Below are 13,702 nucleotides of genomic sequence, written 5' to 3' on the forward strand. Positions count from 1 at the left end.
TAAGAAACGCTTATGCCTCAGGCCGACGCAACGTCCCGAGACAGGACCGATAGAGCGCCGTCATCTGGTCGGCCATGGTCGTGACCGAGAAATTCGTTCGCAGCGCCACCGGATCGGGCCTCGCGCGGTCGGTCCAGCCGGGTTCGCCAAGCGCTGCCACCATGGCGGCCGCAAGGGCGGCCGGATCACCGGCCGGCACAAGGCCGATATTGTCGGCACCGAGGATTTCGGGAATGCCGCCGACGCGACTGGCGATCACCGGCTTGTCGGCCGCTGCAGCTTCCAACACGATATAGGGCATGGCCTCTGCCCGGGAGGGAACGACGACGAAGCGGGCGAACTGGAAGGCGTCCCGGCTGCGCATCGCGGCGAGAAGGTCGATCCGCCGGCCGAGCCCGAGCGAGACCATCATGTGGTCATAGCGGTCGCGGTCCGGTCCGTCGCCGACGATCATGGCAGAGAGCGGCCGGCCGACGGCGCGTTCGGTGCGGGCAAAGGCATCGATAAAGACATCGGGTCCCTTCAGGTCGCGCAACATGCCGATGAACAGGAAATCGACGGCATCGGGCCTGGCGAAGATCTTCTCGAATTCACGATCATTGATGCCGTTGTAGATCCGCTCCGCGCGCACACGCGGCTTTCCGATCTTGGCGGTGTAGACTTGGCGTTCGTAGTCGCAGACGAAGACGAGCGCGTCCGTCAGATATTCCTGCAGCCGTTCGAGGAAGAAGATGGCGCGGCCGGAAAGCCGCCGGCTGTCATAGTGCAGGCTGCCGCCATGCGGCGAATAGAGGCGGGCGACGCGATACCTGTTAACCCGCAGCAGTGAGCCGATCAGCCGGGCCAGAACGCCACCCTTGGCGCCATGCCCGTGCAGAACATCCGGCTGCAAACTTTTGATTTCCTTGAAGCTCGCCCAGAAGGCGCTGATATCTGACGGCCCGATCGAGCGACGGATCGGCAGACGCACGAGACCAAGCGCGAGATGCGGCTTGAGGTCATCGAAGAGCTGGTCCTCGTAGGCTCCGCCGGTCGAACTGTCGCAGACGATGCCCACCTGATGGCCGGCGCGCGCCTGTGCCTCTGCCAGATCGCGCACATGCCGGAAGATTCCGCCGATCGGCGAACGGAAGCAGTGGATGATCCGTAGCGGCCGGGCCTCTCCCATCGCGATCAGAACAGCCGCTCGCGGACATAGATCGTGTCGCCTGCGATGACCGGATCGGAAATCGGAACGCGGCCGGTGATGATCTTGCCGTTGACCTTGCGGGTGATATCGACGCTGCCCTGCTGGGCGCGCGGCGAGAAGCCGCCCGCGACTGCAATGGCATTCTGGACCGTCATGCCGGGCACATAGGCGTATTGGCCGGCCTGGCCGACTTCTCCCATGATGAAGACGGAGCGGTATCGGTCCACCTCGATCGTCACGTCCGGGTCGCGCAGGTAGCCGCCGCGCAGCTTCTGGGCGATCGCCGATTCCAGTTCGGGAAGCGTGTGGCCACGGGCGGGCACCTGCCCGACGAGCGGGAAGGCGACATAGCCGGCCTGATCGACAGTGAAGGTGCCGGTCAGTCCGGGCTGTTCGAAGACCGTCACGCGCAGCCGGTCGCCGCTATCCATGCGATAGGGCTGGATGGTGGCCTCGTGAAAGGCGCGGGGCGCAGGCTGATAGCTCGTGCAGCCGGTCGCGGCCATCGACAGTGCCGCCAGGACGAGGCCGATGCAGGTCTTGGTTTTGGCGATGCTCATACGCGTCACATGCTCTTTGACGAGGTCAGGATGAAGCCTGTTATCGAACCATTAGGGTTAACGGGCGGTAAAGGCCGGCGATGCCGACCGAGATTTGCCACCGATGAGGCGCGTGCACCGGGGAGGGGGACATTGGTCTGCGTCGGCGCCGTTGTTAACGCTTGGGTTACCATGCTTCTTTACTGTGCGGTCCGATATGTGAGTGTGGAGTAGACCATGTCTGGCGCGCAAAGCGATCATCAGGACGTCGACATCGACCTTCTCGGCCTTTTCCGGGCCGTCTGGGCGCGCCGTCGTCGTGTGCTTCTCGCGACCGTTGCCGTCACCGGCCTTGCCTTCATCGGCACCAGCCTGATGGCGCCCGACTATCGCTCCGAAACCCGCCTGTTGATCGAATCCCGCGAGCCCGCCTTCTCCAGCGGCAGCCAGCAGGCGCAGCAAGGCGCACAGCCCGCCTTTGACGATCAGGCGATTGCCAGCCAGGTGCAGATTCTGCAGTCGGTCGATCTCATCAAGCAGGTCGCCCGCAACATGAAGCTTTATGAGCTGGAGGAGTTCGATCCGACCGCCAATCCCTCGGCGATCTCGGACATCCTCGTGATGCTGGGTCTGAAGAGCAATCCGCTCGATGAAGCACCCGAAGAGCGGGTGCTGAAGGAGTTTACCGAGAAACTTCAGGTCTATCAGGTCGAAAAGTCGCGCGTCGTCGCGATCCAGTTTACCTCCAAGGATCCGAAACTCGCCGCCGCCATCCCCAATGAGATGGCCAAGGTCTATCTCGACCTCCAGAGCGGCGCCAAGCTCGATACGAATTCGGAGGCAACCCGCTGGCTGGAGCCAGAAATCGCCAATCTGCGCGAAAAAGTGCGCGATGCCGAAGCCAAGGTCGCGGCCTATCGCTCATCGTCCGATCTTCTGCCGACCGGGCAGACCGGCAATTTCGCGTCCCAGCAGCTGAACGATATCTCGTTGGAACTCGCCCGCCTGCGCGGCGAGAAGGCCAATGCCATGGCGCGCGCCGAAGGCGTGCGTTCGGCACTCGCGGCCGGCCGTGCTCCCGACACGCTGGCCGATGTCGTCGGCTCGCAACTTATCCAGAGGCTCAAGGAAACGGAGACGACCCTTCAGGGCCAGATCGCCGACCTCTCCACCTCGCTCCTGGATGGGCATCCGCGCCTGAAAGGGCTGAAGTCGCAGTTGCGCGATGTGCGACAGCAGATCGAGCAGGAGAGCCGCAAGATCCTTGCGAGCCTCCAGAACGAGGCGAAGACGGCGGAACTGCGCGAGCAGGAACTTGTCAAGCAACTGAACACGCTGAAGGCCGCCTCTGCCCAGGCCGGCGAGGCCGAAGTGGGTCTGAACGCGCTGGAGCGCGAGGCCACAGCCCAGCGCCAGCTTCTCGAAACCTATCTTGCGCGCTACCGCGAGGCGACGTCCCGCACGGCCGAGGCAGCGACGCCGGCCGATGCGCGCATGGTGTCGCGCGCCGTGGTGCCGACCGAAGTGCATTTCCCGAAGGTTCTGCCGATCACCATCGTTGCCGGCCTCGCAACCTTCCTGGCCTACAGCGTGGCGATCATGCTGGCCGAACTCTTCAGCGGCCGCGCGCTGCGCCCCGTGGGCGCGGGTAGCCAGCGCCAGGAGCCGGCACGCGAGGATCGGCCCGTCCCTGCCACGCCGCCCGCCCGCGACCGCGAGCAGGACACGGCCATGAAGCCGGCCCCGGCTGCACGGTCGCTTCTTTCGGCTGCAGGCGAAGACGATCGTCCCGCAGCCCGGACGGAGCAGGCTGTGGTGGATGATACGGCCGACTACACGATCGAATCGGTTGCCGACCATCTGCTCGACAGCGGCGCGCCGCTGGCGCTCGTGGTCTCGCCCGGTGGCGACGCCGGCTCGACAGCGACGGTTCTCCTGGCGCGCACTTTGGCCGAAGGCGGTCGCCGCATCGTGCTGATCGACCTGACCGGCTCGGCCTGCCCGACGCGGCTCATGGCGCCCGCGGCCGATCTGCCGGGTATTACCGATCTCCTGACGGGGAATGCAGCCTTCTCCGACACGATCCATGCCGATCGCCTGTCGGAAGCCGACATCATTCCGCAGGGAACAGCCGATGCCGCACGCGCCATGCGCGGTGTGGACCGGCTGCGTATGATCCTGCAGGCGCTCTGGGATGCCTATGATGTCGTGCTGGTCGAGTGCGGGCCGGCCGATGCCCGCGCGCTCTCGCGCATCGCGCCGTCGCTCGACACCGACATCATCATCTCGGCCGGTGATATGACGAGCGACACGATTGTCGCGGCCGTCGTTGCGCTGGCGGAAGCCGGGCACACCGAAATCGCCCTGATGAGCGGCAGCAGCACACGCCGATCCGGGCCGGCGCGGCGTCGCGCGGCCTGAGCCGGTTGTCGCTCAATCCTCTGACGTGGCCGGGTCCGTTTCCTGCCGGCGGCTGCGAAGCCGCTGGACCCTGTCATAGAGCCCGCGATTGCGCTTGATGGCCGTCTTGGCGGCCACCGTCAGCCGGTGGAGCGAGGCGGCCAACTGGCCGGAAAGCGTCAGCGGCAGCACGATGTCGTAATGCGGTGTCGTGACCGTGCACCAGGAACGCTTGTACTGCTGGTCGCCGATGCCGAAGTCGAAAAGCTGGACGCCCTCGCCACAGAGCTGGCGGATCATCAGATAGAAGAGCAGTTCGCCCGGGCTCGCATCGGCAGCCATGGTCTCGTCGATCGAGCCGAACTGGCAAATGACGTGATCGCCTTTGCGCGACAGACCGGCGATCGCCACGACGCGGCCCTCCTGATCGCCCTTCAGGCGGATGGCGTGCAGGACGAGCGGATAATCGCTGTTACGGCCGGGGCGCTGCACCAGATCGTGAAAGAACCGGCGGGTCGGCTCGTCCTGAAAGACGTTGGGCAGGCCGAGCGCCTTGAAGCGGATTGCCTTCTGCTCGAAGAACAGGTCGAGAAGCGCGCGCTTCTCTTCCGGTGTCCGGGCGACCATGTGCTCGTAGCCGCCAAGCGCCTGGAGCCGCTTCTCCGAGACCCGGAACTTCTTGCGCCGCCGCTTGGCGTTGATTTGCGACAGCGTGGCCTCGAAGTCTGGAAAGAGGGGTAGCTGGTAGGCGGCGTTCTGGTTCAGCAGAGCCGGAAGACCGGCCAGCGGATGTGGCGTGCCCCGCCAGTCGAAGGCGATCTTTTCAAGCGCGACGAGATCGGCGAGGCGATGCAGCTTCTTCAGCGCTTCCGCCAGCACCTGCGCCGCGATCGGCGGGCAGTCGGCGGCAAAGAGGCCTGTGTTGAGATTGTTGTGCGGCGATCCGATAAAGCGCGCAATGCGGAACGGGCCGAGACGAACGATCTCGAGGGGCAGCAGGAAGAGGGGGCGCCGCCCCATGCGTCCGCGAATGACCGCCACCTTGCTACCATGCGCTGCCGCCCAGGCCGCGCACCAGTCATAGCTCTGGTGCAACGAGAGATCGTCGCGCTGCTCCATCTGGCGCCATTCTGCCTCGAGCGTGTCGAGCGCCACGTGCACGGTGATGGTGAGCACGGCATCCTCGTCCGAAGTCTGGCCGGAGGAGGGCGAGACGGAGCGGACACGGCGCGCTGACGGCGCTGACTGATGAAGGAGCGTGCCGGAAGGCTCCGGACGAAGCGTGAGCATCTGCAAGACCCTGTCCAATATTTTCTTATGGACGCAGCATGCACATCTTCTCCGACGAAACCGTTTCCGCACCGGCGGTCCACGGTGTCGCGCAGCCCTTTCCGTCAAATTCGGTTAGCGCGGCCTTAAAGCGGTTCGGATCGATACGGATGCTGCGATCGCCGCTGTTCCGGCTCAGGCGAGCCGGCCCGCCGCCAGCGCCTCCGCCCATTCCGGATCGCCGCGGCGTTCGGTAAGGCGTGCTTGCGCGAGGTGGTCGTAGGGCACCAGCCGGAAGGTCACGTCAAGCCCCGCATCGCCGTGGGTGATGACAGCATAGCGCGCCTCCGGACTGCCGGTCTCGACGATATGGGACACGGGCTCGTCATCGCGATAGGCCTGGCAGCCGACGCTGCCAGGGTTCAGCACCTTGCGCCCATCGGCAAGGGTGACGAGACCTGGAATATGGGTATGCCCGCAGAGAAGAAGATTGGCCGTGGCACCCGTGGCCAGCGCCTCGACATGCGCCTGCGCGGCAAGACGCATGGATCCGTCATCCGCCGGCTGGTGAAGCCAGTAGGTGGTGTCGTCGCGCGGATTGGCGTGGCAGAGCAGAAGGCCGGGCGGAAGGGTCAGCGTCGCCGGCAGCGCGGCCAGCCAGTTCAGGTGATGCGCCTGAAGCTCGGCATGGGCCGGCCTGTCCCAGGCACCCATGCTGTCCGGATGCTTCTCGACCAGCCAGCGATCGTGATTGCCGCGCACGGTCGGAATGTTTCGCGCCATCAGGATGTCGGCCGTGCGGGCGGCATTCAGGATGCCGCTAACCGTATCGCCGAGATTGACGATCTCGCGAATGCCGAGCCGCTCGATATCCGCCAGCACCGCTTCCAGCGCGAGATCATTGCCATGGACATCGGCGATGACGGCAAGGCGCATCGCTCAACCCTTTTTCGGCGGCAGCGGTCCCGCCATCCACTTGATGATCAGCATGGCCGGCAGGATCCAGAACAGGCCCGAAATCAGGAAGTAGAGGAGATGCACCCACCAGGGCGATTCCGCCAGCCGCGCGGCGGCGATGGTGGTGGCCAGAAGGGCATAGACGAGCACGAGGATGATGATCAGGATCGTGCCGATGAACTTGCGAAGGCGCGGGGGCATGAAACCTCTGTCGCAGCGTTGGGTGAGTGTCGGCCACCGTTGGGCCTGCTGGCGGCCATGGCCGCGACCGCATGCCGCAAAGCCGTGGGACTTGTCTTGCACGCGATGGTCAGGCAAATCAACGGCCAATGAGACGGACCGGACCTGCGCCCGGTGTCGGCGCCCGGTCACGGCGCGCCCGCTCCATGGCATTGAGCAGGCGATGTGACCATCGCCGTTGACCGGAACCGCCCGAGGAGCCCGAGAGGAGCCGAGACATGTCCAGCGCACCCCTGACCGCCACGACCGCGCCCCCGTCCGCCAGGGCGACGGATGCAAGCCGCATCGACGCCAATCGCCGTCTGGTCCGCGGCTGGCTCGCCATCGTGCTCTTCACGCTGTTTTCGCTGGTTCTCGTCGGCGGTGCAACGCGGCTCACCGAATCGGGCCTCTCCATCACCGAATGGAAGCCGATCCACGGCGCGCTGCCGCCGCTGAGCGTCGCGGAATGGGAAGAGGAATTCGCCCTCTACAAGCAGATCCCGCAGTACCAGCAGCTCAACAAGGGCATGTCGCTGGACGAGTTCAAGACGATCTTCTGGTGGGAATGGGGGCACCGGCTGCTCGCCCGCTCCATCGGCGTGATCTTCGCCCTGCCGCTTCTGTTCTTCTGGGTGACGGGCCGTATCGAGAGGCGCATCCGCCTGCCGCTCGTCGGCCTGCTCGCGCTCGGCGGCTTCCAGGGCTTCATCGGCTGGTGGATGGTGTCATCCGGTCTCGCCGACCGCGTTTCCGTCAGCCAGTATCGTCTCGCCGTGCACCTGACGATCGCCTGTTCCATCTTCGCCGCCACCGTCTGGATCATGCGGGGCCTGACCCCACAGGCCGTCGATGCGGCGGCAAGCCCGGCCCGCCACCGCATGGCAGCCGTCATCGGCTGTTTCGCGCTGTTCCAGATCTATCTCGGTGCCCTCGTTGCGGGGCTGGACGCGGGCCTCACCTACAACACCTGGCCGCTGATGGACGGCGCCATCATTCCGGGCGATCTCTTCATCCAGCAGCCCTGGTGGATCAACCTGTTCGAGAATGTGAAGACGGTGCAGTTCGTCCACCGTCTCGGCGGCTACACGCTGTTTGCGCTGGCGCTCATCCACATGATCGCCGCGCTGCGCACCGCGCCCGGCAGCGTCCACACCCGCCGCGCCGTCATCCTCTTCTGTCTCGTGACCCTGCAGGCCGCACTCGGCATCACGACGCTGCTGCTCGAAGTGCCGATCGGCTGGGCGCTCGCCCATCAGGGCGGCGCGCTGGTCGTGCTCGGCTTTGCCGTCGCCCACTGGCGCGGTTTCGTCGGGGAATATGCGCGGCCGGGCGCGATGACGGCCGGCTGATCCGGCCGCTACGTTCAGGCAAGCCTATTCCGGCTGGTGGCAGACGGCCTCGATATTGTGGCCGTCAGGATCCAGCACGAAGGCGCCGTAATAGTTCGGATGATAGTGGGGCCTGATGCCCGGCGCGCCATTGTCGCGGGCCCCGGCCGCCATCGCTTCCGCGTAGAAGGCATCCACCGCCGCGCGGCTGGCGGCGGTGAAGGCAACATGCAGGCGGCCGGACAGTGCGCCGCCCGTGCCGATCCAGAAGGACGGCTTGCCCTTCACGCCATAGCCGGCCCCCTCATAGGTGCCGCCCGTCTCTTCGGCCGAGACGGCCATCACGCAGGCCGCGCCAAGCGTCGGCATGACGCGATCGTAGAAGGCGCGCGACACCGCAAGGTCGGCGACGGAAAGGCCCATATGGTCGATCATGGTTGTGCTCCGTCGCCGTTGATCGCTGCGCTCAGCCCTTCAGCATCATGTCCATATTCTGCACGGCCGCACCCGAGGCACCCTTGCCGAGATTGTCGAGCAGGGCCACGAGGTTGACGTGGTCCTGACCCGGCGTGCCACAGACGAAGAGCTTCATGCGGTCGGTATTGGCAAGCTCCACCGCATCGATGCGGCCAAGACCCTTGCTCTCTTCGAGCGGTACGACCTCGACGATCGACTGTCCGGCATAGTGGTCGGCGAGCGCCGCATGCAGGCCCTCCAGCGTTGCGTTCTGCATGTCGGAAAGGTAGACGGGCACCTGCACGATCATGCCCTGCGGGAAGCGGCCGACCGAGGGGGAAAAGAGGGGGGCGCGGGCCAGCAGGCCGTGCTTCTGCATCTCCGGCACGTGCTTGTGCTTCAACGTCAGACCGTAGAGGAAGTGGGGCGAGGAAATATGCTCGGCATGGCCGGCATCTTCCATCTGCGCGATCATCTGCTTGCCGCCGCCCGTATAGCCGGAGACGGCATTGACGGTCACAGGATAATCCTCGGGCAGGAAACCGGCCTGGCGCAGCGGACGGATGAGGCCGATGGCGCCGGTGGGATAGCAGCCGGGATTGGCGCAGTAGCGGGCCGAAGCGATCGTCTTCGCCTGCGCCTTGTCCATCTCCGCAAAGCCGTAGGCCCAGTCGGGATTAATGCGGTGCGCCGTCGAGGTGTCGATGATGCGCACCGTGTTGTTGCCGGAAAGCATGGCGACCGCTTCCTTGGCGGCATCATCGGGCAGGCAGAGAATGGCGATATCGGCGCTGTTCAGCAATTCCTCGCGAAGGACAGCATTGCGGCGCTCGGCCTCGGGGATCGACAGAAGTTCCACATCGTCGCGGCCTGCCATGCGGGTGCGGATCTGCAGCCCCGTGGTGCCGTGCTCGCCATCGATGAAGATCTTCGGTTTCATGCTGTTCGTCCTTTTCCGTCAGGGGCTTGCCGTCACTTACGGAATCAATGTGACAGGCGCTTGACTCAATCTCTGAAGAAGGTGTGCGAGCTATACAGCCCGGTCGCGGGAGCGGCAAGGCGCGCTCCCGAAACGAAAAAAGCGGAGCCGAGGCCCCGCTTTCCATTCGATCCGTGTCCGGTTCCGAAGCGATTAACGCTTGGAGAACTGGAACGAACGGCGGGCCTTGGCCTTGCCGTACTTCTTGCGCTCGACGACGCGGCTGTCGCGGGTCAGGAAGCCACCCTTCTTCAGAACCGAGCGCAGGCCCGGCTCGAAGTAGGTGAGAGCCTTGGAGATGCCGTGACGAACGGCACCGGCCTGACCGGACAGACCACCACCGGCAACGGTGGCGTCGATGTCGAACTGGCCAGCGCGGGCCGCGGCGACGATCGGCTGCTGCAGGATCATCTGCAGAACCGGACGGGCGAAGTAGGCTTCGTACGGCTTGCCGTTGATCGTGATCTTGCCGGAGCCGGCCTTGACCCAAACGCGGGCGACGGCGTCCTTACGCTTGCCGGTCGCGTAGGAGCGGCCCTGGGCGTCGACCTTGCGGACGTGAACGGGAGCGGCAGCTTCCGACGACGTCGTCGCGAGATCTTTCAGAGAAGAGAGGTCGGCCATCAGGCGCTCCTTGTATTCTTGCTGTTCAGCTTGGCGACGTCGAGGGTGACGGGCTGCTGGGCTTCATGCGGGTGAGCGGCGCCGGCGTATACACGCAGGTTCTTCATCTGGCGACGGCCGAGCGGGCCGCGCGGAACCATGCGCTCGACAGCCTTCTCGATGACGCGCTCCGGGAAGCGGCCTTCGATGATCTGGCGTGCGGTGCGCTCCTTGATGCCGCCCGGGTAACCGGTGTGCCAGTAGTACTTCTTGTCGGAGTACTTCTTGCCGGTCAGGACGCACTTTTCAGCGTTGATGACGATGACGTTGTCGCCGTCGTCAACGTGGGGGGTGTAGGTCGGCTTGTGCTTGCCGCGCAGGTGGTTCGCGATGATCGTCGCGAGACGACCCACAACGAGGCCTTCGGCATCGATGAGGATCCACTTCTTCTCCACCTCGGCGGGCTTCTGAACGAAGGTTGCCATTGTCTTTTCTTTCCTTGGACCCCGGCGCCCGAGAGGGGCGGGGGCGTTTCTTGTTGCTTGGTTTCAGCAGGCCCGTGGGACGCCGAAAAACAATCGCAGGCACGAGGGCCTGCAATCCGGGCGGTCTATACGCGAGACCTTGGAAAGCGTCAAGATGACGGTTTCTTGCAATCTGGAAAATTGAATAGCAAAAACAATGCTTTGCTTGTGTGGTCTTTCAATACCACACTTATCTCGGCGGAATCGAGAAGGTTGCGGTGGCCTGCGCGACGATTTCGCCGCCACCGGCCGGGCGAATCCGCGTTTCCACCACGGCCAGCCGCTTGCCGAGCTTCAGGATCTCGCCTTCGCATTCAAGTGGCCCCGGCGGCGGGCGCAGCAGGAAATTGATGGAAAGGTTGGTGGTGACCGCAAGCGCCACCGGGCCGATATGGGCAAGGATCGTCACGTAGGAGGTGACGTCGGCAAGCGCGAAGAGGGTGGGGCCGGAGACCGTCCCGCCGGGGCGCAGGTGCCGCTCGATCGGATCGAGCCGCATCACGGCCACGCCGGGTCCGACATGGCTGACGAGGAAGAGCCGGCCATCGGCGTGGAGCTGCGGAAAATCCCGGTCGAGGAAACCGTTGAGATCGTCCACCGTCATGATCGGCGTCAAAGCCATGCGTACTCTCCATCCCCTTGGCTGGACAGGAGTAGGCAGGCCACGCCCCGCCCGCAACCCCTACGGAGGTCTGAAGATGCCCGTGTGCTTGCGTCTTGAACCCGGCGCGCCGGGCGCGTAGCACAGGGCCAATGCCGAACCGGAGGAGAAGATCATGGCCGATGTCGTTTCGCTGCGTCCCGGTGAGCCCGGCGGTATCCTGCTGCGCGAGGAGGTCGCCCCCGGCATCCTGCGCCTGACGCTGCACAACCCGCCCGCCAACGCGCTCTCCATTGCCCTTCTGACGGCGCTGCATGCCGCGTTTGATGCCGTCGCGGCAAGCAAGACCCTGCGCGTCGTCGTGCTCGCTGCGCACGGCCCGCTCTTCTCCGCCGGCCATGACCTCAAGGAACTGACGGCGCGGCGCGCCGATGACGATGGCGGTCGCGCCTTCTTCGCCGAGACCATGCAGCTTTGCGCCGATCTGATGCTGAAGATCGCCGCCCTGCCGCAGCCTGTCATTGCCGAGATCGACGGTCTGGCGACCGCCGCCGGTTGCCAACTGGTGGCGAGCTGCGACCTCGCCATCTGCACCGACAGTTCCACCTTCTGCACGCCGGGCGTCAATATCGGCCTCTTCTGCGCGACGCCGGCCGTTGCCGTCACCCGCGCCGCGCATCGCAAGCAGGCGATGGAAATGCTGTTGACCGGCGAGACCATCGATGCCTCCACCGCCAAGGATTTCGGCCTCGTCAACCGCATCGTGCCGAAACAGTATCTGCGCCAGGTGGTCGACAAATACGCCGCCGTCATCGCATCGAAATCGCCCGAGGCGCTGAGAATCGGCAAGGCCGCCGTCAACCGGCAGGCGGGCCTCGCCGTCGAGGAGGCCTACCGCGTGGCTGTCGAGACCATGGCCGACAACATGCTGCAAGCCGACGCAAAGGAGGGCATCGGCGCCTTCCTCGAAAAGCGCATGCCGGTCTGGCCCTCCTGAGGTCCTTTACCCCAGCTTGAGCACCAGCGCGCCTGCGGCAATCAGGCCGGCGGCGGCGAAGCGCCAGGGGCTGGCGCGCTCCTTCAGGAAGACCACCGAGATCACGATCGCAAAGAGGATCGACGTCTCGCGCAGTGCCGCGACGGTGGCGACCGGCGCTTTCGTCATGGCGTAGAGCGCCAGCCCGTAGGAGGCGATCGAACCGAAGCCGCCGATCAGGCCGCGTTTCCAGTGGCCGCGCACATGGGCGAGGACGATGCTTCGGCCGCGTCGCGCCACCGCATAGGTGAAGAGCAGCACCGGCGGCAGCAGCGCCATCCACAGCGTGTAGGAAATCGCGTTTCCGGACAGCCGCGCACCGACGCCGTCCACGAATGTGTAGCTCGCGATCACAACGGCATTGGCGAGCGCCAGAAGGATGGCGCGCCCGCCGCCCTTGCGCGCCTCGAAGGCAAGCGTGAGCACGCCGGCGCAGATGGTCGCGATGCCGATGGCCGCGCCGGACGTCAGGTGCTCGCCGAGCACGGTGCTGCTGGTGGCCGCCACCAGAAGCGGTGCAGAACCGCGCATGACGGGATAGACGAGCCCGATATCGCCCGCCTTGTAGCTCGCGCCCACCAGCTGGAAATAGAAGAACTGCAGGAAGGCGGAGGCGATGAGAAAGGGCAGGGCAGCCGGCGCCGGCAGTGGCACGAAGGGCAGGAAGGCAAGCCCGATCGCCCCCGCGCCGAGCGCCACCATGGCCGAATCGAGCTGCTTGTCGGAGCCGGACTTGACCAGTGCATTCCACACCGCATGCAGAGCCGCACCGAGAAGCACCAGCGCAATCACATCATAGGACACGGGACAGGTTTCTCCGGGCAGGCAATTGGCCGGCACTCTTTGCCGGTTGGTTTCAATTTGCAAGCCGCCGTTGTTTTCCACCTGGTCAAAACAACAGGGTAAGTCTGCATTCTGGCGACCATTCTTGAGCCGCCGCGCCAATTCAGGCTGCCGCGGCCGCGCCAATACTTGACTTCACCGGCTTGTCGTCCCAGATCGGCACAAAACAAACAGCCGACGAAACGGCAGGGGGAACAGACGCGTGCCGCATCAGAGCTATTGTGATACGTTTTTGACAGATGTCCTCAAAAGGACACGCGTGGTCGCCCTTCTCGGCGCGTCGCCCAATCCGGAGCGGCCAAGCAATCGCGTCATGGCCTTTCTGCTGCGCAAGGGATACCGGGTCCATCCCGTCAATCCCGGTCAGGCGGGCAAGCAAATCCATGGCCAGCGCGTCTATGCAAGCCTCGCCGACATTCCCGAGCCGATCGACATGATCGACGTCTTCCGCGCGCCGGAAGCGCTGTCCGGCATCGTGGAAGAGGCCTTGGCGCTCTCGCCGCGGCCCGCCTATATCTGGGGCCAGCTCGGCGTCAGTGATCCTGCCGCGGCCGACAAGGCGGAGGCGGCAGGCATGCGGGTTGTGATGGATCGCTGCCCGGCGATCGAGTATCCGCGCCTGATCGGCTGACATCCGACATCCCCGACAGACCGCCGTGACGGGATGAAAATCTCCGTAACGCGCCCTCCCGCGCACATTTCATCCTTTGACCGCGCCGGTTCCGCTTGGAATAGTGCCGTCAACTGGCTGATAGC

General features: G+C 65.1%; 15 protein-coding genes. 4 read left to right on the plus strand and 11 right to left on the minus strand.

Annotated features, from left to right (window positions below; all coding sequences use genetic code 11):
• Positions 1-10: 10 nt before the first annotated feature.
• Both ACED18_RS01140 and ACED18_RS01145 read right to left on the minus strand, forming a co-directional pair.
• Complete coding sequence (locus ACED18_RS01140) at positions 11-1,168, minus strand: glycosyltransferase family 4 protein (RefSeq protein ID WP_377288206.1); 1,158 nt, start codon at positions 1,166-1,168, stop codon at positions 11-13.
• A 5-nt stretch (positions 1,169-1,173) separates the two neighbouring features.
• The gene (locus ACED18_RS01145; RefSeq protein WP_377288208.1) at positions 1,174-1,749 is read right to left on the minus strand and encodes a polysaccharide biosynthesis/export family protein; all 576 of its coding nucleotides are present in this window, start codon (positions 1,747-1,749) and stop codon (positions 1,174-1,176) included.
• 216 nt (positions 1,750-1,965) lie between these two features.
• Here ACED18_RS01145 and ACED18_RS01150 point away from each other — a divergent pair, with 216 nt between their 5' ends.
• Positions 1,966-4,149: a GumC family protein gene (locus tag ACED18_RS01150; protein WP_377288210.1), complete on the plus strand. Its 2,184-nt coding sequence runs from the start codon at positions 1,966-1,968 to the stop codon at positions 4,147-4,149.
• Positions 4,150-4,161: 12 nt separating this feature from the next.
• Here ACED18_RS01150 and ACED18_RS01155 read toward each other — a convergent pair whose 3' ends face one another.
• The 3 genes from ACED18_RS01155 to ACED18_RS01165 all read right to left on the minus strand — a co-directional run bounded on the left by ACED18_RS01155 (position 4,162) and on the right by ACED18_RS01165 (position 6,555).
• On the minus strand, positions 4,162-5,418 hold the full coding sequence (locus tag ACED18_RS01155; protein WP_377288212.1) for a GNAT family N-acetyltransferase: 1,257 nt from the start codon (positions 5,416-5,418) through the stop codon (positions 4,162-4,164).
• 174 nt (positions 5,419-5,592) lie between these two features.
• Positions 5,593-6,333 (minus strand): metallophosphoesterase family protein, encoded by a 741-nt coding sequence (locus tag ACED18_RS01160; RefSeq protein WP_377288214.1) that lies wholly within the window; start codon positions 6,331-6,333, stop codon positions 5,593-5,595.
• 3 nt (positions 6,334-6,336) lie between these two features.
• Complete coding sequence (locus ACED18_RS01165) at positions 6,337-6,555, minus strand: DUF2842 domain-containing protein (protein WP_377288216.1); 219 nt, start codon at positions 6,553-6,555, stop codon at positions 6,337-6,339.
• A 257-nt stretch (positions 6,556-6,812) separates the two neighbouring features.
• Here ACED18_RS01165 and ACED18_RS01170 point away from each other — a divergent pair, with 257 nt between their 5' ends.
• Entirely contained in the window at positions 6,813-7,925 is a 1,113-nt protein-coding gene (locus ACED18_RS01170; protein WP_377288218.1) for a COX15/CtaA family protein, read from the plus strand.
• A gap of 24 nt (positions 7,926-7,949) precedes the next feature.
• Here ACED18_RS01170 and ACED18_RS01175 read toward each other — a convergent pair whose 3' ends face one another.
• The 5 genes from ACED18_RS01175 to ACED18_RS01195 all read right to left on the minus strand — a co-directional run bounded on the left by ACED18_RS01175 (position 7,950) and on the right by ACED18_RS01195 (position 11,088).
• A complete protein-coding gene (locus ACED18_RS01175) occupies positions 7,950-8,339 on the minus strand; it encodes a VOC family protein (RefSeq protein WP_377288220.1) in 390 nt (129 codons plus the stop codon).
• 31 nt (positions 8,340-8,370) lie between these two features.
• On the minus strand, positions 8,371-9,300 hold the full coding sequence (gene argC / locus ACED18_RS01180; RefSeq protein ID WP_377288222.1) for an N-acetyl-gamma-glutamyl-phosphate reductase: 930 nt from the start codon (positions 9,298-9,300) through the stop codon (positions 8,371-8,373).
• 192 nt (positions 9,301-9,492) lie between these two features.
• The gene (gene rpsI / locus ACED18_RS01185; RefSeq protein WP_377288224.1) at positions 9,493-9,963 is read right to left on the minus strand and encodes a 30S ribosomal protein S9; all 471 of its coding nucleotides are present in this window, start codon (positions 9,961-9,963) and stop codon (positions 9,493-9,495) included.
• Positions 9,963-10,427, minus strand: coding sequence for a 50S ribosomal protein L13 (gene rplM, locus ACED18_RS01190; RefSeq protein WP_377288226.1), 465 nt, complete (start codon positions 10,425-10,427; stop codon positions 9,963-9,965). The genes rpsI and rplM overlap by 1 nt, the downstream gene beginning before the upstream one ends.
• A gap of 229 nt (positions 10,428-10,656) precedes the next feature.
• Entirely contained in the window at positions 10,657-11,088 is a 432-nt protein-coding gene (locus tag ACED18_RS01195; protein WP_377288228.1) for a PaaI family thioesterase, read from the minus strand.
• A 154-nt stretch (positions 11,089-11,242) separates the two neighbouring features.
• Here ACED18_RS01195 and ACED18_RS01200 point away from each other — a divergent pair, with 154 nt between their 5' ends.
• Positions 11,243-12,064 carry an enoyl-CoA hydratase gene (locus ACED18_RS01200; RefSeq protein WP_377288230.1) on the plus strand — a complete coding sequence of 274 codons (822 nt, stop codon included), beginning with the start codon at positions 11,243-11,245 and terminating at the stop codon, positions 12,062-12,064.
• A gap of 6 nt (positions 12,065-12,070) precedes the next feature.
• On the opposite strand, the gene ACED18_RS01205 is transcribed toward ACED18_RS01200, so the two are convergent.
• The gene (locus ACED18_RS01205) at positions 12,071-12,907 is read right to left on the minus strand and encodes an EamA family transporter (RefSeq protein ID WP_377288232.1); all 837 of its coding nucleotides are present in this window, start codon (positions 12,905-12,907) and stop codon (positions 12,071-12,073) included.
• A gap of 298 nt (positions 12,908-13,205) precedes the next feature.
• On the opposite strand from ACED18_RS01205, the gene ACED18_RS01210 reads away from it, so the two are divergent.
• Entirely contained in the window at positions 13,206-13,577 is a 372-nt protein-coding gene (locus tag ACED18_RS01210) for a CoA-binding protein (RefSeq protein WP_377288234.1), read from the plus strand.
• Positions 13,578-13,702: the final 125 nt, after the last annotated feature.

It is taken from the genome of Rhizobium sp. SG2393, from assembly GCF_042610495.1.
In the GTDB taxonomy this organism is placed as follows: domain Bacteria; phylum Pseudomonadota; class Alphaproteobacteria; order Rhizobiales; family Rhizobiaceae; genus RU20A.

Excerpts from the sequence above, each read along its gene's own strand:
- rpsI (WP_377288224.1), bottom strand. The coding sequence starts at position 9,963 with ATGGCCGACCTCTCTTCTCTGAAAGATCTCGCGACGACGTCGTCGGAA.
- ACED18_RS01195 (WP_377288228.1), bottom strand. The coding sequence starts at position 11,088 with ATGGCTTTGACGCCGATCATGACGGTGGACGATCTCAACGGTTTCCTC.
- ACED18_RS01165 (WP_377288216.1), bottom strand. The coding sequence starts at position 6,555 with ATGCCCCCGCGCCTTCGCAAGTTCATCGGCACGATCCTGATCATCATC.
- rplM (WP_377288226.1), bottom strand. The coding sequence starts at position 10,427 with ATGGCAACCTTCGTTCAGAAGCCCGCCGAGGTGGAGAAGAAGTGGATC.
- ACED18_RS01155 (WP_377288212.1), bottom strand. The coding sequence starts at position 5,418 with ATGCTCACGCTTCGTCCGGAGCCTTCCGGCACGCTCCTTCATCAGTCA.
- argC (WP_377288222.1), bottom strand. The coding sequence starts at position 9,300 with ATGAAACCGAAGATCTTCATCGATGGCGAGCACGGCACCACGGGGCTG.
- ACED18_RS01140 (WP_377288206.1), bottom strand. The coding sequence starts at position 1,168 with ATGGGAGAGGCCCGGCCGCTACGGATCATCCACTGCTTCCGTTCGCCG.
- ACED18_RS01170 (WP_377288218.1), top strand. The coding sequence starts at position 6,813 with ATGTCCAGCGCACCCCTGACCGCCACGACCGCGCCCCCGTCCGCCAGG.
- ACED18_RS01175 (WP_377288220.1), bottom strand. The coding sequence starts at position 8,339 with ATGATCGACCATATGGGCCTTTCCGTCGCCGACCTTGCGGTGTCGCGC.
- ACED18_RS01145 (WP_377288208.1), bottom strand. The coding sequence starts at position 1,749 with ATGAGCATCGCCAAAACCAAGACCTGCATCGGCCTCGTCCTGGCGGCA.
- ACED18_RS01150 (WP_377288210.1), top strand. The coding sequence starts at position 1,966 with ATGTCTGGCGCGCAAAGCGATCATCAGGACGTCGACATCGACCTTCTC.
- ACED18_RS01200 (WP_377288230.1), top strand. The coding sequence starts at position 11,243 with ATGGCCGATGTCGTTTCGCTGCGTCCCGGTGAGCCCGGCGGTATCCTG.
- ACED18_RS01160 (WP_377288214.1), bottom strand. The coding sequence starts at position 6,333 with ATGCGCCTTGCCGTCATCGCCGATGTCCATGGCAATGATCTCGCGCTG.